This is a genomic window from Pseudomonas sp. PVC-5-1 (assembly GCF_057444345.1).
The window spans coordinates 2,299,522-2,320,631 of sequence record NZ_CM172024.1 but is presented as its reverse complement, the minus strand read 5'-3'; the positions used below and the strand labels follow the sequence as shown (position 1 = coordinate 2,320,631).

At 62.7% G+C, this 21,110-nt stretch carries 17 protein-coding genes; 4 read left to right on the top strand and 13 right to left on the bottom strand.

Annotation, left to right across the window (positions count from 1 at the left end):
• Nucleotides 1–117 precede the first annotated feature (117 nt).
• Nucleotides 118–438 (top strand): hypothetical protein, encoded by a 321-nt coding sequence (locus AC2T3R_RS10480; RefSeq protein WP_410953729.1) that lies wholly within the window; start codon nucleotides 118–120, stop codon nucleotides 436–438.
• Nucleotides 439–1,370: 932 nt separating this feature from the next.
• Here AC2T3R_RS10480 and AC2T3R_RS10475 read toward each other — a convergent pair.
• Nucleotides 1,371–2,996 carry a methyl-accepting chemotaxis protein gene (locus AC2T3R_RS10475; protein WP_486745059.1) on the bottom strand — a complete coding sequence of 542 codons (1,626 nt, stop codon included), beginning with the start codon at nucleotides 2,994–2,996 and terminating at the stop codon, nucleotides 1,371–1,373.
• Nucleotides 2,997–3,249: 253 nt separating this feature from the next.
• Between AC2T3R_RS10475 and AC2T3R_RS10470 the strand changes: the two genes are divergently transcribed.
• Together AC2T3R_RS10470 and AC2T3R_RS10465 are read left to right on the top strand one after the other, a co-directional pair.
• Nucleotides 3,250–3,648: a tetratricopeptide repeat protein gene (locus tag AC2T3R_RS10470; protein ID WP_024086815.1), complete on the top strand. Its 399-nt coding sequence runs from the start codon at nucleotides 3,250–3,252 to the stop codon at nucleotides 3,646–3,648.
• 189 nt (nucleotides 3,649–3,837) lie between these two features.
• Nucleotides 3,838–5,082: a DUF1835 domain-containing protein gene (locus AC2T3R_RS10465; RefSeq protein ID WP_486745058.1), complete on the top strand. Its 1,245-nt coding sequence runs from the start codon at nucleotides 3,838–3,840 to the stop codon at nucleotides 5,080–5,082.
• 208 nt (nucleotides 5,083–5,290) lie between these two features.
• Here the strand turns inward: AC2T3R_RS10465 and pdxR are convergent, their stop codons facing one another.
• Entirely contained in the window at nucleotides 5,291–6,838 is a 1,548-nt protein-coding gene (pdxR, locus tag AC2T3R_RS10460; protein ID WP_486745056.1) for a MocR-like pyridoxine biosynthesis transcription factor PdxR, read from the bottom strand.
• A gap of 78 nt (nucleotides 6,839–6,916) precedes the next feature.
• Between pdxR and AC2T3R_RS10455 the strand changes: the two genes are divergently transcribed.
• Nucleotides 6,917–8,593: a M24 family metallopeptidase gene (locus tag AC2T3R_RS10455; RefSeq protein ID WP_486745055.1), complete on the top strand. Its 1,677-nt coding sequence runs from the start codon at nucleotides 6,917–6,919 to the stop codon at nucleotides 8,591–8,593.
• A gap of 151 nt (nucleotides 8,594–8,744) precedes the next feature.
• Here the strand turns inward: AC2T3R_RS10455 and dapA are convergent, their stop codons facing one another.
• The 11 genes from dapA to AC2T3R_RS10400 all read right to left on the bottom strand — a co-directional run bounded on the left by dapA (nucleotide 8,745) and on the right by AC2T3R_RS10400 (nucleotide 21,097).
• On the bottom strand, nucleotides 8,745–9,611 hold the full coding sequence (gene dapA / locus AC2T3R_RS10450) for a 4-hydroxy-tetrahydrodipicolinate synthase (protein WP_015270012.1): 867 nt from the start codon (nucleotides 9,609–9,611) through the stop codon (nucleotides 8,745–8,747).
• A 121-nt stretch (nucleotides 9,612–9,732) separates the two neighbouring features.
• Nucleotides 9,733–9,885 carry a hypothetical protein gene (locus AC2T3R_RS10445; protein WP_023661540.1) on the bottom strand — a complete coding sequence of 51 codons (153 nt, stop codon included), beginning with the start codon at nucleotides 9,883–9,885 and terminating at the stop codon, nucleotides 9,733–9,735.
• A gap of 103 nt (nucleotides 9,886–9,988) precedes the next feature.
• Complete coding sequence (locus AC2T3R_RS10440; protein ID WP_015270011.1) at nucleotides 9,989–10,246, bottom strand: PAAR domain-containing protein; 258 nt, start codon at nucleotides 10,244–10,246, stop codon at nucleotides 9,989–9,991.
• Complete coding sequence (locus AC2T3R_RS10435; protein ID WP_486745272.1) at nucleotides 10,243–10,782, bottom strand: DUF6708 domain-containing protein; 540 nt, start codon at nucleotides 10,780–10,782, stop codon at nucleotides 10,243–10,245. The genes AC2T3R_RS10440 and AC2T3R_RS10435 overlap by 4 nt, the downstream gene beginning before the upstream one ends.
• 265 nt (nucleotides 10,783–11,047) lie before the next feature.
• Nucleotides 11,048–14,275 carry a T6SS effector BTH_I2691 family protein gene (locus AC2T3R_RS10430; protein WP_486745054.1) on the bottom strand — a complete coding sequence of 1,076 codons (3,228 nt, stop codon included), beginning with the start codon at nucleotides 14,273–14,275 and terminating at the stop codon, nucleotides 11,048–11,050.
• Nucleotides 14,272–15,195: a hypothetical protein gene (locus tag AC2T3R_RS10425; protein WP_486745053.1), complete on the bottom strand. Its 924-nt coding sequence runs from the start codon at nucleotides 15,193–15,195 to the stop codon at nucleotides 14,272–14,274. The genes AC2T3R_RS10430 and AC2T3R_RS10425 overlap by 4 nt, the downstream gene beginning before the upstream one ends.
• The gene (locus AC2T3R_RS10420) at nucleotides 15,195–17,273 is read right to left on the bottom strand and encodes a type VI secretion system Vgr family protein (protein ID WP_486745052.1); all 2,079 of its coding nucleotides are present in this window, start codon (nucleotides 17,271–17,273) and stop codon (nucleotides 15,195–15,197) included. Before AC2T3R_RS10420 ends, AC2T3R_RS10425 begins: the two co-directional genes overlap by 1 nt.
• Before the next feature lie 14 nt (nucleotides 17,274–17,287).
• A complete protein-coding gene (gene icmH, locus AC2T3R_RS10415) occupies nucleotides 17,288–18,160 on the bottom strand; it encodes a type IVB secretion system protein IcmH/DotU (protein ID WP_486745051.1) in 873 nt (290 codons plus the stop codon).
• Nucleotides 18,161–18,392: 232 nt separating this feature from the next.
• Nucleotides 18,393–19,364, bottom strand: coding sequence for a 5-oxoprolinase subunit C family protein (locus AC2T3R_RS10410; protein WP_410953710.1), 972 nt, complete (start codon nucleotides 19,362–19,364; stop codon nucleotides 18,393–18,395).
• On the bottom strand, nucleotides 19,361–20,248 hold the full coding sequence (locus AC2T3R_RS10405) for a 5-oxoprolinase subunit B family protein (RefSeq protein ID WP_486745050.1): 888 nt from the start codon (nucleotides 20,246–20,248) through the stop codon (nucleotides 19,361–19,363). The genes AC2T3R_RS10410 and AC2T3R_RS10405 overlap by 4 nt, the downstream gene beginning before the upstream one ends.
• A gap of 90 nt (nucleotides 20,249–20,338) precedes the next feature.
• Complete coding sequence (locus tag AC2T3R_RS10400) at nucleotides 20,339–21,097, bottom strand: 5-oxoprolinase subunit PxpA (protein ID WP_410953709.1); 759 nt, start codon at nucleotides 21,095–21,097, stop codon at nucleotides 20,339–20,341.
• Nucleotides 21,098–21,110 lie beyond the last annotated feature (13 nt).

The following is a 21,110-nucleotide window of genomic DNA, read 5'->3' as shown; positions in this document are numbered from 1 at the left end:
CTGAAAGGGCCTGGCAGCCGCTTCGTCGAAAGGCTGCGCACTGCGGAACTTAAAAGGCAACCTTATGTCGTATCCGCACTCAAATTTCCCCCCTGCGCCTTTTGGAAGCGAACAAACATGAAAAAAGCCCTGGTAGCCGTCTTTACCTGTGCCCTGGCGCTCGGCGCAACTGCATTGTTGCCTGCCGATGTCTCGCCGATTGGTTCCGCATATGCCAAAGGTAATGGCAATGGCGGTGGCAAAGGTGGGTTCAACGGTAATGGCGCCGGCTACGAGAGTGATCATGCAGGCAAGGCCACCCGCAACCATGGCGAGAGCGGCAATCACTATGGAAGCCTGCGCAATGATGACAACGGCCGTGGCACTACCCGGTCCGGCATTGCCCATTCCAAGGAACACAACAAGGCCGGGCGCTCCTCTTCGAAGCACGATCGATAACTGAAAGCGCACATGGCGTGCCCTCGAACCGGGCGATGCGGTTGATGGCACCGGCTGCGCCGGTGTTCGCGGGTAAACCCGCTCCCACAGGTACGGCGCATTCCTTCAGCTGATGGGGCCCCTGTGGGAGCGGGCATGCCCGCGAAGCAGGCGACGCCTTGGATGGCACCGGCTGCGCCGGTGTTCGCGGGCGCGCCCGCTCCCACAGGTATGGCGCATTCCTTCAACTGGTGGGGTCCCTGTGGGAGCGGGCATGCCCGCGAAGCAGACGACGCCGTGGATGGCACCGGCTGCGCCGGTGTTCGCGGGCGCGCCCGCTCCCACAGGTATGGCGCATTCCTTCAGCTGGTGGGGCTCCTGTGGGAGCGGGCATGCCCGCGAAGCAGGCGACGCCGTGGATGGCACCGGCTGCGCCGGTGTTCGCGGGCGCGCCCGCTCCCACAGGTATGGCGCATTCCTTCAGCTGGTGGGGTCCCTGTGGGAGCGGGCATGCCCGCGAAGCAGGCGACGCCTTGGATGGCACCGGCTGCGCCGGTGTTCACGGGCGCGCCCGCTCCCACAGGTATGGCGCATTCCTTCAGCTGGTGGGGTCCCTGTGGGAGCGGGCATGCCCGCGAAGCAGGCGACGCCTTGGATGGCACCGGCTGCGCCGGTGTTCACGGGCGCGCCCGCTCCCACAGGTATGGCGCATTCCTTCAGCTGGTGGGGTCCCTGTGGGAGCGGGCATGCCCGCGAAGCAGGCGACGCCTTGGATGGCACCGGCTGCGCCGGTGTTCGCGGGCGCGCCCGCTCCCACAGGTATGGCGCATTCCTTCAGCTGGTGGGGCCCCTGTGTGCGGGTTTACCCGCGAAGCAGGCGACGCGGTGGAAGGCACCGGCTACGCCGGTGTTCGCGGGCGCGCCCACTGCCACAGTCTGGTGCCCGCCAGACCTCAAACCCTGAACCGCGCCACCAACGCCGCCATCTCCCCCACCAACCCCGACAACGCCTTGCTCGCCTCACTGGTCTGCTGCGCCCCTGCTGCCGAGGATGTCGACAGCTCGCGAATGTTCAGCAGGTTGCGGTCCACCTCTCGCGCCACCTGGGCCTGCTCTTCGGCTGCACTGGCAATCACCAGGTTACGCTCGTTGATCTCGCCGATCGCACTGTAGATACCCTCAAGCACCTGCCCCGAGGCTAGTGTCACGTCCAGCGTCGACTGGGCGCGACTGGTACTGGCCTGCATCGAGGCCACGGCCGCTTCGGTTCCCGCCTGCACGCGCCCGATCATCTGCTCGATTTCCTGGGTCGACTGCTGCGTGCGGTAAGCCAGCGTACGCACTTCATCAGCCACCACCGCAAAGCCGCGCCCGGCCTCGCCCGCACGGGCGGCCTCGATGGCGGCATTGAGTGCCAGCAGGTTGGTTTGCTCGGACACCGAGCGAATCACTTCCAGCACCTTGCCGATGTCCCGCACCTGCCCGACCAATTGCTCCAGATGCGCGCTGCTGGCCTGGATCTCCCGAGTCATGGCCTCGGTGCCGTCGATATTGTCGTTGACTTGCCGGCGGCTTTGCGCCGCCAGCTGGTTGGATTCGCTGGTGGTCTGCGAGGTGGTGATGGCATTGCGCGCAACCTCCTCAACGGCCGTGGTCATTTCGGTAACGGCGGTAGCGGCCTGCTCCAGCTCCTGGCCCTGCTGGCGCAGGTTGTTGGCGCTTTCCTCGGTGACCGTATTCAGCGCCGTGGCGGCTGCGTCCAGCTGCCTGGCACAGTTGCTGATCTGCCCCAGGGTGTCGCGCTGGCTCTGCTGCATGCGCTCAAGTTCATGGAACAGCTGGCCGATCTCGTTACTGCCCTGCCCCTGCACCGGCACGCTCAGGTCGCCGCCGGCAATGCGCTGGAAGTGCCGGCCAGCTTCGCGCAGCGGGTGCAGCACGCGCTGGGCAATAAAGGCCCAGCACAGCACCGCCAGCACCAACGTCACGCCCAGCAGCCCCAGACTCAGCAGTTGGGCGCGCGCCAAGCGCCGGTCGGATTCCAGCATGATCTGCTGACCGCGCTCACTCAATGCGCCGACCAGTTGCTGGCGCAGCGCCTGCAGCCGGCCCATGGCGTTGCCGGCGTCGGTGTTGACCTTGAAATACTGCTCGAGTGAACGTTGACGGGTTGCCTCACGCTGCCCGGCGACCGCCTTGGCATACTCGCCGTAGGTGGCCTGCAGCGCGGTTGCCAGTGCGTGCAGCGCAGGCTCGCGGGCGTTTTCGACAAACTCGTCCACCAGCTTCTGGCTCTTGTCGTTCAGCTCGACCGACAGCGCCATGCGCTTGTTGGCGCTTTCCTCATGACCACCCAGCTGCTCGATGAAGCCCGAGGACACATTGGCACTGGCGCGAATCGCCATCAGCAACGCATTGTTCAACCGGTCCGACTGGTGCGCGGTCTGGTCCAGTTCAGTGATCTGCTGGTCGCTGCCCACCGCCGCCCGCCAGGCACTGACGGTGGAAAACAGCAGGGTCACGCTGAACAGCGACAGCACCCAGAACATTCCGGTGCGGATCTTCAGGTTGGCAAGCATGGGGGCAGTACTCCTTGTTGGCACCACTTCTGGTCGATGATTCGACGGTGGGTGTGCTGCTATCGGAGGTACTGCCCCAGGCTTGAGGCGCCGGAGTGCGGTTATGGGCGGTAACCGAACAGATGTTGTCGAGGCACATACCGGGCAACGGGCAACAAGCCGACCAGGCGGGAACTTCAACGCTCCAATTCGGTCGATAGCATCCCCTCGCCCTCCAACCTGGCCCGCCCAAGCCCTGCCGAGTCTTCCGCCGATGCCCAGCACACCTGTTCTGTCAGCCCTGCTCCTGTTGTTCAGCGCAATCACGGCACAGGGCGCACTGGCCGGCGAACGCTACGCGCCCACACGCAGCAACAATGCCTCGACGGTGCTGATCGAAACCGCCTCGCAACAGTATGCCGACGGCCAGCTGGACCAGGCGGCGGCCACCCTGGAGCGTGCGCTGCACATTCAACCGAACAACCCGGCAACGCTGCACTACCTTGGCGTTTTGCGCCTTCAGCAAGGGCAGTATGAACAGGCCGAAACCCTGGCGCTTCGCTCCAACCTGCGTGTTGGCAACAATCACGCCCTGCGCAGCCGCAACCTGCAGCTGATAGAAGCCGCGCACAAGGCCCAGGGCTCGGGCATGCTGCCGACGGCTGCGCACTGACGGCGATCGGACGCTGCGCGTCAGGCCACCATCGACCTTCTTTGCACCCACGCGCATTACCCGGTAAAGTCGGCGCCAGGGCGCTGGCTGCGCCTGCGGTCCGCGCCAAGGGGTTTCCCGAGCCAAGCATCATCACATTCCCATACCAGCTCCCGGCTTGTCGGCGGACCGAGCCCCAAAGGAGTTGGCATGCCCGCCATCAATGCATCCCGCCACCACGGCCTGCTCGACCTGCCCGCCTTGCGCAAACGCGCCAAACGCTTGCTCACCGCCCTGAAAAACCACAAGGCCGACGACACCCGCGAGCAGCTACGCGCACTCGGCCTGCCTGGCCCTGACTACCGGCTTGCCGATACCCAATGGCTGGTGGCCCGCGAGGCCGGTTTTGCCAGTTGGCCCAAGCTCAAGGCCCATGCCGATGCCGTCGCTTTTGCGGCACGCCACCCTGGCTTCACCGCCGATGACGAGGCAGCCGTGCAGCATTGGCGCTGCGGCAACGACATCGCCCACAGCTTGCGCACGGCCGGTTTTGCCGGTGCCTTCCAGATGTTCGAGGACCCCATGGTCATGGGGCCGGTCTGCGCACTGCCCGAGGAGCAGTATTGGCAGGTTCGGGCCGCTTACATACAGCAGGCGTTCAACCTGAGCATCCAGGACGTTGAGCAACGCCAAGCGGCACAGCGCACCGCCCTGGCCGGCTTGAACAGCGACAGCAAGATCGTGCTGTGGTGCGAGGGTGACGCTTACGACCAGCTGTTCCTGATCCGCGTACTCGCCAGCCTGCCCAGCCTGCCGCGCCGCTTGGAGCTGATCGAAATCACCCAGGTACCTGGCGTCGAGCGCTTCATCGGTATCGGCCAGCTGGCCCCGGACTTGCTCGCCTGGCTATGGCCACAACGTCGCGCGCTGGGTGAGGACGTGCTGGCCCTGGCCCGCCAGACATGGGCAGCCTATACCGCGCGTGACCCAAGGGCCTGGGCTGCCCTGGCGGGCCTCCAGCATACGGCCTTGCCGTTGCTGGGCCGGGCCCTTGCGCGGCAACTTCAGGAACTGCCGGGGGCGAACGACGGCTTGAGCCTCACCGAACGCCTGCTGTTGCGCATTCTGGCCTCACGCGGCGAGCTGCCGGCCGGACGTGTGTTTGCCCAGTTGATGATGCAGGATGAACCGCTGCCTTACCTGGGTGACATGATGTTCCATGTTTTGCTGCAGCCCCTGATCCATGCACCGCACCCGCTGCTGCTGGAAGGCCCGGGCGAGTCTTGGGCGCAACGGCCGTTGCGGCTGACCGCACTTGCCGAGCAGGTGCTGGCGGGGCAGGCGCATTGGCTTGACCACAACCCTGCGCAGCGCTGGGTGGGTGGAGTGGTTATCGATGCCGCGGACAAGCCCTGGGTGGTCAGCGAACAAGGCGGAGTGTGGCAGCGCAAATAGCCCGCTCAAGCTTGATCAGGTAACGCGGTGGATGGCACCGGCAAGTCAGCTCTCATGGAACTACCCATAACTCATTGCATTAGCAGGGCCCCTGTGGGAGCGGCTTTAGCCGCGAACACCGGCGCAGCCGGTGCCATGCACCGCGTTGGGATCTTCGCGGCTAAAGCCGCTCCCACAGGGTACGCGGACCGCTTGCGAATTCAGTTCTCTACTCGACAGCGCAGCCCAAAGGGCTGGGTGATCGCCCACAGGGATTGCGCTGGACCGATGTTGCAATCGCCTTCGCCGCCTGCGCCAAACGTTGTGTAGCCAGCCGGATTTCATCCATGTCCAGCGAGGCAAACCCGAGGCGCAAGGCATTTTCCGCATGACCAAACGGCGAAAACTGCCGGCCACTGCGTACCACCAGGTCCAACTCCAACGCCTTGCCAACCAACTGATCCACATTGATCTCGTCAGCAAACCTCACCCACAGCGCCAGCCCACCTTCCGGCTCGCGCACGGTTACCTGCTCGCCAAAGGCATCGCGCAAGCAAACCAACAGGGTCTCTCGACGTCGGCGATACTCCCGGGTGACCCGACGCAAGTGCTTCTTCAGTTCGCCATCATTGATCAAGTCCGCCAGCATCTGCTGCATCACCGCATCACCCTGCCCCAGGGTCAGCGTCGCCCTGCGTTCGAGCGCCGCAGCCACCTCCGCCGGCGCCACGATGAAACTGCAACGGAACGTACTGCCCAGGGACTTGGACAATGAGCCAATGTAGATCACGTGCCGCTGCTGACGGTCGCTGGCCAGCGGCAGGTAAGGCCTCCCGGCAAAGTGGTATTCATGGTCGTAGTCTTCCTCGACCACGCAGAAGTCGTGCTGCCGCGCCAGTTCCAGCAACTGCTGCCGGCGCCCGGCAGGCAGGCTGACCGTGGTCGGGAACTGGTGATGGGGTGTGATGTACAGCATGCGTACCTGGTGCAGCCGGCACAGTGCATCGATCTGCTCGACCCGACAGCCCTCCTCATCCAGGCCCACGGTGACCAGCCGGGCGCCCAGTTGGCGGAAGATCTCCCACGCGGGCGGATAGCTCAGGCGTTCGACCAGCACAACGTCACCAGGCTTGAGCAGCACGCTAGCCACCAGGTACAGCGACATCTGCACGCCCTGGGTCAGGCAGATATGCTCGGCGCCAACGTTCAGGCTGCGATTGTGCCGCAGCATGTCGGCCAAGGCGCTGCGCAGGGAGTGGCTGCTGCACGCGCTGCCATGGCGCACGGTGTTGGCGGCAAAGCTGTTGCGCAAGGCATTACGGTAATAGCGGTGCAGAACGGTCTGCGGCAGCAGGCGGTGGTCACAGGCGCCGTTGTCGAAGAACAGCGCACCCGGCCGATCCTGCTGCGCGGCAGCCTGTTCGTTGGCCGCGAAGTAGGCAACGGCAGGCTCATCCTGTAGCACCAGGGCAAAGGGCTGCGCTGCATCGGGCTCGGCCAGGGTGCCAGCCGCCAGCTGCCGACTGACGAAGGTGCCACGGCGCTGCACGCTTTCCAGCCAGCCTTTGGTCTCGGCTTCCTCGTAGGCGAGGATCACCGTCTTGCGATTGACGTTCAGCAGTTGCGCCATTTCCCGCGTGCCGGGCAAGGGCGTACCGGGGCGCAGACGGCCCTCGGTGATAGCGGCTACCAGGCCCTCGACGATCTGCCTGTACGAGGCCTGCGACTGCGCCGCGTCGAGCTTGAGCAGCGGCTGCCATTTGCGAAGCTGGACCATGTGAATTAACCGAAACTGGAGGTTCTACTGGTCCTGGACTATAGCAACAATCGAACCTCCACTTGCCCCGAGGTGCCCATGCAGAACCGCCACGTCATTGAACTGTCGCCCTCGGGCAAAACCTTCGACGCCAACCAGGAACTGCTGCTCGATGCCATGCTCGCCAGCAGCCTGCCGGTACCCTTCTCCTGCCGCCGCGGCGCCTGCGGGTCGTGCAAGGTCAAGGTGGTGTCGGGGCAGTATCGGGACAAGCAGCGGACGGCAGACATGCCGGCGCCCTGCTACCCCCTGGCCGACGACGAAATGTTGCTGTGCCAGAGCCACGCCTGCAGTGACATGTGCCTGGAAATTCCCGGCTGGTCCCTGGAAGCCCAGACACTGGAAATCCACGCGCAGGTACATGGTAAACGCGAACTGAGCGCCGATATCGTCGAACTGGTGCTTCAGCCTGCGCAGCCGTTGTCGGTACGGGCTGGCCAGTACGTACGCTTTCGGCTGGACAACGGCGATAGCCGCTGTTTTTCCATCGCCAACCTGCCCGACCGGGACCAGGGGAAACTGGTGTTTCACATCCGCAAGGTCAGTGGCGGCCTGTTTACCGAACGCCTGCTGCCAACCCTGCAAGCAGGTGACACCTTGAAGCTGGAAGGACCGGTGGGTGCCTGCACCTGGCAGCACGAGGCCCAGCGCCCCCTGGTACTGTTCGCCACCGGTACAGGTTACGCCGGCATCAAGCCCTTGCTGCTGACCGCCCTGGCAGGTGATGCCGAGGTCACGTTGTACTGGGGCGGCAGATCGGACGCAGACTTCTATGACCGTGAATTTCTCGACCAGGCCAGCCGTGCACACGCTCACTTTCGCTGGTACCCGGTGCTATCGGACCAGGCGCGGGTGCAGCAGGTGGCGCTGGCCAAGGCCCATCGCTGGGCCGATACCCAGGTCTATGCCTGCGGCAATGCGGCGATGATCAGCCAGGTTCGCGAGCAGTGCCTCGCGGCAGGCCTGCAGGCCCATCGTTTTGTCGCGGAGGCTTTCGTTGCCAGCGGCACACTGGCGCCAGAGGCTTCAACAGCCAGCCCGTTGCACCCGGAGCTTGAAAAAGTCGGCCCACGCTACTCGATGGACGGCATGCTCGCTGCCCGCGAGCAGTCGGTGCGGGCCGTTGCTGCGATAGCGAACCAGCTGAAAGTCGGCATGACCACTGCCCAGGCGCTGGAGATGGCCGCGCAAACCTTGCAGGCGATGGGTGCATCGCACACCTGGCACCCGACCTACATCCGCTTTGGCGACGACACCGTGCGCACGCCGCGCCAAGGCATTGATCTGCAACGTGTATTACGTACTACGGATATCGTCGTGATCGACGTCGGCCCTGTATGGGATGGCTATGAGGGCGACTATGGCGACACCTTCGTGTTCGGCCAGCACGAGCTGCACCACGCCTGCGTCAAGGCACTGCATGAGGTGTTCGACGAAACCCGCCAGGCCTGGGGCCGTGGCCTGACCGGGCGCGAACTGTACGACTTCGCCGAGCGCAGTGCCCAGGTAAAAGGCTGGCAGCTGGAGCGCAACCTGGCCGGGCATCGCATCGCCGACTTCCCGCATGTGCTGTATGGGCAGGACAAACTGGCCGAGGTGGAAATCGTCCCGAGCGAAGTGGTGTGGGTGCTGGAGATCCAGTTGTGCCACCCTAGCGAGCCGGTCGGGGCGTTTTTCGAAGACATCCTGATTGGTGAGGCCAGGTCGTTCTCATAGATTCAGAAGCAAGCGATCCGCGTACCCTGTGAGAGCGGCTTTAGCCGCGAAGAATCCAACGCGCTGCATGGCACCGGCTGCGCCGGTGTTCGCGGCTAAAGCCGCTCCCACAGGGGCCCCGCTAATTCAATGAGTTTTGCGCTGTTCTATCTCAAGCGCCGAGCGAATCCACAACGCTTCGCAGCTTGCCCCGGGTCATCTCCGTGCACGCCTGCATGGGCTCTCGCAGTTCGTCGGTCATCAGCCCCTGCAGCTGCAAGGCCGCCTTGACCACAGCCGGGTTGGGCTCGGCAAAGGCCATCTTCATCCAAGGCAGCAATTGGTAGAACGTGCCGCGCGCGGCTACCCAGTCGCCATGGTCGACCTGCTGCAGCATGCGCACGTACAGGTCGGCCCGCACATGCGCCGAAGCAGAAATGGCCCCTGCGCCACCCAGGCACAGGTTGTTGAAGATCTGCACGTCCTCACCGGCCAGCACCTGGGCGTGGCCGTCCTGGATCAGGGCCATGGTGGTCTCGCTGTCACCGCCGCAGTCCTTCACCGCCGCGATGCGCGGGTGGCGCACGATGCGGCGCAGGGTTTCACGCTCGATACGTACCCCGGTGCGGTAGGGAATGTCGTAGACGATCACCGGTACGCTGGCGGCATCCGCCACGGTGCTGAAGAACGCTTCGATGCCGGCCTGCGAAGGCCGGATGTAGCACGGCGCAGGGACCAGCAGCCCGCCAATCTCACGCCGCTGGATTTCAGCCTGGAAGGCCAACAACTCGCGCAAGTTGTAGCCCGACAAGCCCATCACCACCCTACCCGGCTCCACCCAGGCCAGCACGGCATCCAGCACGGCCAGTTGTTCGGCCTTGGACAGCGCCGCCGCCTCGCCCGTGGTACCGCACACCACAAAACCGGCCACACCCTCTTCGAGCAGCTTCTTCACCAGTTTTTCCAGGGCGGCGAAGTCGACTTCATTGGCGCGCAATGGCGTGACGAGGGCAATCCAGATACCACGGAAATTCGACATGCAAAAACTCCTGATGTTGACCGAAAGTCAGCGTCAGCAGGGCGGAGAGTCGAAGTGGTCTGGCAGGGATACCTGGCGCCTTCTGTCTCGTCAGCCCACCTGACGAGACAGCGCGCCTCGGTCAGATGAGCGGCTGTTTCTTGGATTTCTTGGCAACGGCAACGCACGCGCCTGCCTGGGCGATGAAGCCCGAAGCGAAAATGGCGTGGTTGGAAATGGACATGCCGGCAAGCCCGTTGCGTGGATATGGCTGGATAATGGTGGCGCGGCGCACTCGGTGTCAACACCGAGATAGCAAACCCATCCGGCTGCGCTGGTGTTCACTGCCAAAGCCGCACAGAGATCTGTGGGCCCGATCTTGTACAAGAGATATTTGATCAATCCAGCATCCACCCAGCATCACCCTCCTCCAGCACACCACCGTGATCCGTCCGGTCTCCTTTACGCGCCACAGCCGCGCCTTCAATCAGGAAATGCTCGGCTCCACTCTCAATCACGGCACCGCACGTGGTCCGATCCCCCACCCTGGCAACCGCCCTGCCGTTGAAGATGTACGTTGCACTGCCGCTTTCTACCTCGTTGATGCCATGCAGCGGACAGACATGTCGATGGCCTACAAGTACGACAGGATTCATTGGGTCTCTCCTTCTGATGGCCCGGTGCGAGATTCACGGTCTATCTCCTCTGGCCAATTAACCTTGGGTGCCAGGCAATGCATGTGGCTCAGGCCATCGTCATCGTTCCAGTCACGGGGTGGGTGCACGAACTTCGGCAGGGCTTCGGGACCTTGCTGCATGAATAGCCGGGCGATGGCCCAGTAGGCTTCACCGTGGTACAGGTCGTGGGTGAAGAACACGCGGTCGATGACTTCGTTGGTTTCCGGGTTGCGGACCGACAGCATGACGTTTTCAATCAGCCCACCGTGGCCGGGGGCGTAGACTCGGTAGACTTCGGCGGTTACGTCGTCCCAGTTGTAGGCGACCGGTTTAACGCCCCAGTGTTTGCGGCTGAACAGGAAGAGGTAGTTGCATCTGAATTGATAAACATAGATCTTTCGACGCAAGCGATTAAAACGTATTGGTTCGTCTCGTGAAAGTGCCAAGTCTAGCCGGACAAATGAAAAGACGACCCATATGCAGATTAGAGGCCCGAGTATCAAGATTAGCTTCATAATCCAATCGAAGGCCTGACTGTAATCAATTAGGCCCCAATACACTTGTACAGCTACAAAAAACAAGAACAGCAGCGTCGGAATGCCAAGCAAGGCCAATACACCTCGTAGACGGACTGTAGATCGAGGCAACTCCATGTATACATCATCAGCATGGTTTGGTGGCGGATTAATATCGTTCAAATTCAAGAGAGATGTGGGTGCTTCGTGGGCGCTCGGTAGATCGTAGCGCCAGGCTGGCGCTCGTCTCATTAGCACTCTTGGCTCATGCGTCGTCATTTGCCCTCCGGTTACATACCTCAATATACGCACTTTCAATTTCTCGGTCCGGCCAGTACATTACCAGCAATGTTGCTGCGACAATGGAGTGCGCTCCAATTGTCGGCATGAGTTCTATAAGGCCTGAGATAGCCAATTGGGACCGGTCATTACCCTCCGAAAAAGAAGAGTACTTTTTATCAATATTAAAGTCGCTTTTATAGTCGGGCAGCCTAGGCGGAGAAAAGCCAGGGAAGCTGGCCGACTTGGAAGAGCCAGTTGAGCGACGTGCATGAAACTCATCCACAACCAGCGTCTCTCCTCCCGTGTAGTCCGGGAACTGGCCATCACCTCGACGATGGACTGTCAGGCACCACCGATATGCCGAAATTCCGTCTTTGTACTGAGGTAGGATTATCTTGAATTTTTTTTTTTGTTTCCGTTCAAGACCGGTCAACCCTCCGATCCTTGGAGTGGCCGGGTCGCTTACCAGATTCGCTTCGAAGTGGAATTCTGCCTGTACACCTAGCGTGGCGGCGTTGAGCTCCGCAAATGCGATGTCTGCGTATTCCGGGCTTCTCCAGTGAATGACTGGCGTCTCATCTGCCTTTCCAAAACAGCACCGTCGGGCCCACCGTTCCAGAGCGGATGACTCATTCTCTTCAGCGCTTTTGCTAAGCGTATAGGCAGTCAACGCCAGCACTACAGCGAGGCCTACGGGTCCCCATACAGTGGAACTTAATGCTGTTCCAGCGACGGCAATGGCGCTGGCCCCGTAAAAACCTGCAGCCAACCAGTATCGTATCGCTGCTGCACCATCTCCTGCTGCCGATGCACGTTTAGCAGCAGAAACTGCCTGTGCTGCCTCAACAAACCCGACGACAGCGCCTACTACAGCACCGATCTTTATCAAGGTCTCGCCTGTGGCAGTAGCACCTTTGGCCCATGGCATACCCTTATAGGCACTTGCCCGCAACATGAGCCCAACCAGTTCGATATGCCCTCCCAACACTCCCAAGTACGATCCTTGCAACGCCAACTTGGCCTCATACGCCTTCGGCCCAATCTCCGTTTCCGCCTTTTCCTGATTCCTGCCCAGGCTGTCCTGTTGCAAATACAATCCGCCTGTCGCCAGCAGAACCTCCCAGCTGCCAGCAATCCCGCGCAACCCGGAAAAACCGGTTCTAACCAATCGGGCCGCCTGCTGCGTCGTGATCTTCATCCCCTGCAACAACCTGCGCGCATCGGTTTCCAACGTCCCCGCTGCCACCGAGATATCCACCAGGGCAAGCTGTGCCGCGCTGCTCGCCTGGGTCACCCCCATGCTGGCCTCCTTGAACAACCGCCCATGCACTTCCTCGGCCTTGCCCTCGACCCACACCGTCACGCTGATCATCGAATTGGTGAACCGTGGATCGAGCACGGCCAGGCTCATCAGCCCGTGCTGGATGATCGGCCGCACCTTGCGCATGGCCTTCATCGAGCCAAACTCGAAGTCATCGATATTGCGGCGCATCCGGTCCCGCGCCTCGGCGATCGACGCATTGGCCTTGTGCTGCAACTCCCGGAGGTGGGCGCTCTGCAAGGCGTAGTACTCGCCCAGCTTCATCTTCACTTCCAGTTCGATCAGGTGGACGCCGTTGTAGAGAAACTGCGTGGCACTGTTCAAATGCCGCACAGCCTTTTGAATACCAGGTGACAAACATGGCGCCAGCCGCTGACTGGCCGCATTGAGCGCGCCCTGCGTTTCAGCAACGGCCTGCTTGAGGGTATTGCGCATGCGCAAGCCGGCGTCATCGCTGGCGATGATCTTGCTCAGCATGCCGTAGAGCTTGTCGCTGTCGTTCCAGTTGATCGCTTCTGTGGCGGAGAATCTGGGCAGCAGCCCGGCCAGCAGTGCCTGGTCGCGCATCAGCAAGGCGCGGTAGGGCGGGCTGTCCGGGTCCTTTAGCCATTTCAGCCAGAGCAGTTCGCTGGTGCCGGAAGCAGGAACATGCGGTTCAAGGCGGGGGACGACAGCTTCCGTAACGCCGCCACCCAGGCACAGGGCCATGGTCTTGGCGTAGGCCACCCCGGACTCACGATCATTACCGTCGTAATCGTACGCCTCGGCCACCTTGAACATGGGCGTATCGAACAAGGCAACGTACGCCTGCGCGTCCTTGTCGATGTAACGCTGAAACTCACGTTCCTGCTGCTCATAGTCAGCCTGGAACGCGGCCCGCTGCGGTTCGTGGTAGCGCTCCTTAAGCCGCTCGTCACTCTCCTGCTGCGCACGCTCGACCAACAGCTGCCGCTCGACTGCCGGGTCGGTGAACACCGGCGGCCCATCACCCGTCATCGGTTCCAGCGACGGCACCTTCTGCGCCGCCCATTCCCTGTGCGTGGCGCGAATGATCTGCAGGATCTGCGAGGTCTGCAGCTGATAGGCGCGCATCGGGTCTTCACGCCAGGCCTGACGCTTCACTACCCAGTTCAGGCGCTGATGGTTGTACTCCTGAATCAGCCCGACAGTGTCGTCGAGCACCACTGCCAGCACGCCGTTTTCCAGCTTGTGCCGGTTGATCGCATTGACCAGATACCCTCGCAGGGCGAACCGGCGCAACCAGCGGCTGTGGAAGCCATGCGCACTGTCGAAGGGGGCACAGCCATGCTGGGCGTACTCGAACACCTGCTGGTCGACCCCAAGCTTATCGGGCGTCATGGCGATGCCCAGCAGTTCGGGATTGTTGCGGGCCTGAATCAGGTCCAGGCCCTCGAAGCGATGCGCAGGCGACGCGCCGCTCTTGTAGGCGTTCAGCACGCTCACCGGCCAGGCGTCACTGGAGAAGGCCAGCCAGGCGCTGGTGTACCTGCCGGTATCGAGGTTGAGAAAGGCCGAAGGAATGTCGTGATCTGCGTTCACGCATTTTTCGGGCAGCGGCGAAGGCGGGCCATCTGGCGGCTCGTAGGGGTTGAAGCGGCGCAGATGACCTTGCTCGCTGACGGCATAGGCATGCCAGACCTGCTGGTCGAGCAGCACATACAGGAAGCCCCTGCGCAAGGTGCGCAAGCCGATCTTTGTCGAGATATGCCGGTTATCCGCCACGGTGGAGACACACTCGGGGCGGGTATCGGGCACCAGGGCGCGGCGCAGCGGCAGGATCGGCAGGCCCTGGCGCTCGCAGAACATGCACTGGTCGTGCGGCAGCCCGGCTTCGGCGATCGCGAGGGCAATACGTTGGCTGATAGTCATGAGCGATTCTCGGATTTCGGCAGGCATTCGATCAGTTGGCGCCATTGCGCCTCGGAGTAGCGGGCGAGCAACGCGGCAAGAGGCGCCTGGCCTCTGGCCGCTGCATCGATCATTTCGCCCACCGCAGGTACGGTATGCAGCCTCGGGTGAATGCACAGGTGATGGAGAGCGAAGGCCACGATGTCCTCCATCGCGCTCAGGCCCAACCTGCGTGCATCATCGACATGGTTCGAAGCACGCACCGCAGCAAACGGTGGAATCTGGCACTGATTGATGTGCTGCGAACCCGCCCGCAACACTCTCCAGGTAGCCAGCACACGTTCGATCAGCCCCACGTCATCCTGAATTCGCCGCGCAGGGCTCGGCAAAGGGTGTCGCTGCCCGCTCTGCCCTTTCAGGCTTGCCAACCTCCCACCGCTACTCAGGAACAACCAGTCACTGATCGGCCACCATGGGCCTTGTTCAAGCCGCTCGAACGTCGCCGCAAGCAACTCCAGCCGGACGGGTTCGTAGACCGGGTAGCAGCCAAATTCCCGATTGGAATCGGGTAGCCGACACAAGGCCGTGAGATGGGACGCGACAGTGGCCGAAGGCGCCTCACTGAACAGCCAGCCACACAGGTAACGCCGTTGCTGAAACAACGCCCTCTGCGCCGCTCGGGCGGTCAGTTCCAACAGACGGCGACTGGGGACCATGCCGGGCGAAGCCAGGCAGACCAGTACGGGATGCAGTTGGGGGGCATGGGCCAGGTCGGCCCGGTGCACACGGGTCAATGCCTGCTCACCCAGGGCATTGCGCAGCGGGGCAAGCACGGCGTGGTCGCCATCGTGAGCAGTCGCAAGCGGATCTATCAGCACATGGCAGTACAAGTGCGCCCCATGATGGCTTTCGATGAGCCTCGCCAGGTTGTCAGTGCGCATCAGGCCTTGGCCTCGCACTTGTTGCTGGCGTCAGGCGCAAGCGTAAGTGGCTGGCTGTTTCCAGCCCCTGACGCAGCCGCGCTGGTTTGCCCCAACAGCTCGAGCTTCAGCCCGTTGATAGTGATGCCCTGCCCGTCCAGCACAATGCTGCCGCCCGCGGTTCTGAACTCGATGCGCTCACTGGCGCGCAGCTGATAGATCGTCGTATGTTGCTCCATGCCCTGCCCGACGGTGACCTTTTGCGTACCTTTGACGACCAGCTCGGCGTCTTTCCCGACAAGGGCCCTGTGATTGGCCCCTGTTGATTCGCTACGGTCGTTGCCTATCTTCTCGATCAGGTCCTGCTTGATGTCTACGTGGCAGGTTTGCCCAATGAGCTGGGTATGGTCACCCCCGGTTTCCTGGCGGAAGTCATTGCCGATACTCAAGTGCTCATCATTGCCGACCTGCTCGACACGATTACGCCCCACACGCGTGGTCTCATCATTGCCGACTACATTGTTCTGGTCCCGCTGGGCATGGATGAACACTTCTTCCTTGCCGAGTTCGTCCTCGAAGCGCAGCTCGTTGAAACCATCGCCTTTGTGGGTCTGGCTCTTGATGGTCATGCGCGTCTTGTGTTCAGGCAGGTCGTACGGCGGCAGCTGGTCGCCGCAATAAGTACGCCCGGTGATCATCGGCTGGTCGGGGTCGGCGTTGACGTACTGGACGATCACGTCCTGGCCGATGCGCGGGATGGCCATCGAGCCCCAGCTACCACCGGCCCAGCCTTGCGACACGCGCACCCAGCAGGAGCTGAACTCGTTGTTCTCGCTCTCCCGGTCCCAGGGGAAGCTCACCTTGACCCGGCCCCACTCGTCGCAGTAGATCTCTTCCCCGGGCGGCCCGACGACCGTGGCCATGTGCGGGCCGTCGATGCGTGGCTTGGGCAGTGGCGCCGGACGCCATTCGATGCGGCCGGGTACCAGCACGGCTTCTTGCGAGTAGCGCGTTCCTTGTTCGGCCCCGGCAGCTTCTTCTTGCAGGCTGGTGAACTGGCTGCCCTCGTGATGTACACGCATCACACGCCAATGGGCGTTGAGGTCTTTGCGCGGGTGTTCGATGAGGGTAAAGCTCAGCCCCGGTTGCAGGCGTACATCGTCACCCTCGACTTCGGCAATACGGGCGTCATGGCGCAGGGCCGTCAAGCGCGTGGCGGTAAAGGGTACACCGACCGCGTCGCGCTTGTAGCGGCCGGGGTAGTCGAAGCGCTCGTAGTCCCGGGACTGATGGGTGATGCCACTGTCACCTGCGCGGTGTTCCTGCCGGTACTGCGGGTTGGTGAAGGTGTAGTCCCGCTGCACCTGACGTGCAGTGCGCACCTGTTCGCTGTAACGCAGGCGGCGCAGGCAAGGCCTGGCCTGGTCGCCACCGCTGTTGGCGCGGTACAGCACCTGGTCGGGACCGATGTCGTCTTCGTCGAAGAAGTCATCATCCTCGTCGTCGGCCTTGATCGCGCTTCGGCTGATCTGTCCCAGCGCCAGCAGTCGGTCGGTGATGACCAGTTGGTGATGTTTCGGCGTGTGCTCGAAGCGATAGACGAAACCCTCCTCACCCGCCAGGCGGGCGATGAAATCGAGGTCCGTTTCACCGGCCTGTACGCAGAACTCGCGCACCTGATGCTCGCCCATGCTGTTGATTTCGAAACGGGCAATGCCCTGGCGCTTGAGCATCAATTCGAGAATCTGCGGCACGGTCTTCTGCTGGAAGATGCGCCAGTTCGAACGTAAGCCGGCACGGGCCAGCACGGGCTCGACCAATGCGCGGTAACGGGTGCGATAGAACCCCGTCTCACCCTGGCTGAAACTGCTGACCAGGCCGTGCACATAGCGCAGGGGGCGCTCACCGCGCCAGATCGTGAACAGCACTGGTTGGTCGAGCAACTGGCCGAAGTCGACCTCGTCTTCAAAACTGATCAATTCCAGTTTCAGCTGGAACGGTGAGCTGATCATTTCGTCGAGTTCGAACGAAACCACCTCGAAGTCAATCTGGCCAGCCAGCGGCTGGAAGGTGAAGCGCAAGTCGGATTGGCTAGGCATGCGGATCCCCTTTGCTACTGCTGCAAAATGCCGTTGAGCGACTCCAGCACCTCGGCGGTGATCAAGCTCAGGCGGTAGCTGTAGTAGCAGTAGGCGCAGACCATGGCGATGGCGGAGATCACCAACGGGCTCCACCAGGGCCATTCCCGACGCCGCATGCGGTGGGGGCGATGGACCACGTTGGTATAGGGATCGCCCGGGAATTCCGGCGTGGGGCCGCGCAGTGCACGAATGACCTTGTGCATCCGCGAAATCAGGGCGTTGATGATTTCATCGCATTTCGGGTCCAGGGCGTACTTGCCCTTCAGGCCCAGGCAAAAGCAGAAGTACAGGAACTCCAGCACATCCTGGAACTCCTCCGGAGACTGCATCAACCGCTCCAGCAACACGAAGATCTTCTCGCCACCCTGGGTTTCGCCATGGAAGATGCTGAGCAGCGGTTCGTGGCTCCAGCACGAATTGTTCCCCCAGGGGCGACTCATCACGGCCTCGTCCAGGTAAAGGCACAAGGCATAGGAATAGGCTTCGAGGTGCACAGAGGAATAACCGTGCTGCTGTATTTCCTCGCGGATTGTGCTGACCTGAATCTGCAGGGTCTTGTGCACATGTTCGATGTTGGGCAGGTCATCCAGCGTACGCAGGCGTATGACCAGGCCGAACAGCGGGTTGGCCGCGTCGAGCATCAGGTTGGCGAAGCCGCCGCGTAGCTGGAAGTACGGGTCGGCCGGATAACCCTCATGATCCGCGCGCCTGCCGTGGCCGGGTGGATAAGGTGAATCGCTGCCCTCCGGGACATCGAGCATGGCATGCAGGCTGCTTTCGGTTACGTCATGGGCAGCGTTGGCGGCCTGGGGTTTTCCAATACGAACAGCAGATGGGCCGGGCATGAAGAGGTCCTTGTCTTCCAGTTAGGCTGAAGACATGAACACTATCGGGGAATCAATTCTTCGAGGAGCGTGGTGCGTCCCAAAGCGCTGTAGGAATTTTCTCCTTTTGGCTTGTCTGGACGCTGTGATGCCGGAATTCCGGGGCCGCTCGGCGGCCCTTTCGCGACACAAGGCCGCTCCTGCAACGACTGCGCCAGCCCTAGAGTGGGTGGCGCACCGCCGCAAACATCAATCAGCCAAACAACCTGGCCAGGAAACCCAGCTTCTTCTTGTACGAGCGCCGAGCTTCCAGGGCTTCCTCCAGGCTTACCTCGAGGAACCGCGCCTGCTGGTTGGGCTGCATCTGCCCGATCAGATCCAGGTCGGCGCTGATCACCGTGCCGATCATGGCGTAGCCGCCACCCGACACCGCGTCACGGTGCAGGATGATCGGCTCCAGCCCCGCGGGCACCTGGATCGAGCCGATCGGGTAGCAGCTGTCAACGATGTTCGACGGGTCCGAGCCGGCCCCGAACGGCTGCTCCCGTGGCTGGAAGCTCAAGGCGCTGCCGCCCTTGTAGCGATAGCCGATACGGTCAGCCTCGGAGCCGACCGTCCAGGCTTCGGTGAAAAAGCTTTGCACCGCAGCCTTGGTCAGGCGGTGAAAATACAGCCCCGGCACCACCCGCAGCACCACCTCGCCGCCCAAGGCCTGGCGCAAGGCCATCGGCAGGCTTGCGCCGGCGCGGGTCTTGCCGCTGGGCATGCCGACCGGCAACAGGTCACCCGCCATCAGCTTGCGCCCTTGCAAGCCACCCAATGCACCCAACGCATAGGTGGAGCGGCTGCCGAGCACCTCGGGTACATCGATACCGCCGGCCACCGCCAGGTAGGCCCGGGCACCTGCGGTAGGGAAGCCGAAACGCAACACCTGCCCGGCACGTACGGCAAACGCGGTGTCCGGGCGTTGCTCGCGGCCATCGAGCAAGGCCGGCATCTGCGCCCCGCAAACCGCCACCAGGGCATCCTGCTGGAACTCCAGCTCCGGCCCCACCAGCGCACACTCAAGGCCGGCGGCGCCGGCCGGGTTGCCCACCAGGTGGTTGGCCGCCCTCAGGGCGTACTGGTCGAGGGCGCCGGACGGCGGGATGCCCAGGTGGTAGTAGCCTTCGCGGCCCAGGTCCTGCACCGAGGTAGCCAAGCCGGGTTTGAGTACCTTGATCATGCCAGCACCTCCTGCAGAGTCCGTGGATAACCGACCGGGTCGGCAAGGAACGCGTCCAGGGAGAATTCCACCGGGCGAATGCGCAGGTCGAAACGGCCTTCTTCGACATCCGCCACCGCCTGGTCGTAGGTGCGGCGGTCAATGGGTTTGAACTGCACGATGTCTCCCGGGCGGAAGAACACCACGTGCTCCTTCAGGTAGTTCAGCGTCTGCTGCGGGTCGTAGATAGGCGCCGGAGTGACGCCGAACATCTGGTAGCCACCTGCCCCGCGCACTGAATAGATGCAGCCGAAACAGCCGCCATGGCCAAGGGTGAGCTTGGGGGTGTCAGTACGCGGGCGCAGGTACTTGGGCACCTGCAGTTGCCGCTCTCGCTCGACCATCTGGAACATGAACGGCAGGCCGGCAACGAACCCGACCATCGACACGAACCACGGCGCGCCGCTGTGCGCGGCAATGAACCCCTCGACATCGGCCAGGCCGTTGATCCGCGCGGCGTACTCCAGGTCGGTGCTGCCCGGGGCCTGGTGGCGGTCACGAAAACGCATCAGTGTTTCATGGGTCCAGGGGTCGTTGTACAGCACTGGAATCTCGATGATCCGTGTCTGCAACGAGCGCTCGGCCACTGCCTGCGCTTCGGCACCGCGCACCGCCTCCAGCAGTGCCTGCGGCGCGATACGGTCCGGGTCGAAGCGAATCTGGAACGAGGCGTTGGCCAGGCACACATCCAGCACGCCATCCAGGGCCAGCCGCTCCACCGCGCGGGTGACGGCCATGCCCTTGAAAAAGGCCTCCAGCGACATGCTCTCGCTGACTTCGGCAAACAGGTGCTCGTCGGCGCCGAAGCTGTAGCGGATAGGGGTTGTAGCGAGCGGTTCGGCCATGACTGTTCCTTTTCTTGGAGTCTTTACAGAAAGGCAGGCGAAAGCAAATTGCACGGGCTCCGGCGTATACCTGCCGGATGCCCCACGGATTCAGCGTGGCGCACGCACCACGATACCGGCAGCGTCCAGCGCCTTGCGCGTGGCCTCGACCAGGTCGAGCGCCCCCGGGGTGTCGCTGTGCAGGCAGATGGAATCGAATTCGATGGCCAGGTCCTGGCCCTCGACCGTGCGCACCACGCCTTGCTGACAAGCCCGCAACACCCGTTCAGCGACCGCTCCAGGTTCGTAGCCCCGCACATTGCGGGTGAACACGATCGAACCGCTCAGGTCGTACTCGCGGTCGGCGTAGAACTCGCGAATGACCGGCTGGCCAAGCTCCTGGGCAATGCGGCAGATCACCGAACCCGGCATGCAGTACAGCAGCAGCTCTGGCTCGATCAGCCGCAGGTTTTCCACCAGCAGCCGTGCAGCTTCTTCGTCACGTGCCAGATGCATGTACAGGGCACCGTGCGGCTTGATGTGCTGCAGGCGCACGCCCTGGGCGCGGGCAATTTCACGCAGGGCGCCGAGCTGGTAGAGCATGTCGTCGACCAGTTCCTGGGCCGGGGCATTGATGTGCCGGCGACCGAAGCCGACCAGGTCGCGGAACCCAGGGTGCGCCCCCACTGCGACGCCCAGGGCCTTGGCCCGCTCGACGGTACGGCGCATGGTGCCGGGGTCACCTGCATGGAAGCCGGTGGCGATGTTGGCCGTGCTGATGTAGCCCATCAGCTCGTTGTCGACGCCGTCGCCAATCGTCCACGGGCCAAAGCCCTCACCCATGTCCGAGTTGAAATCCACCACCTGCATGACTGTCTCTCCT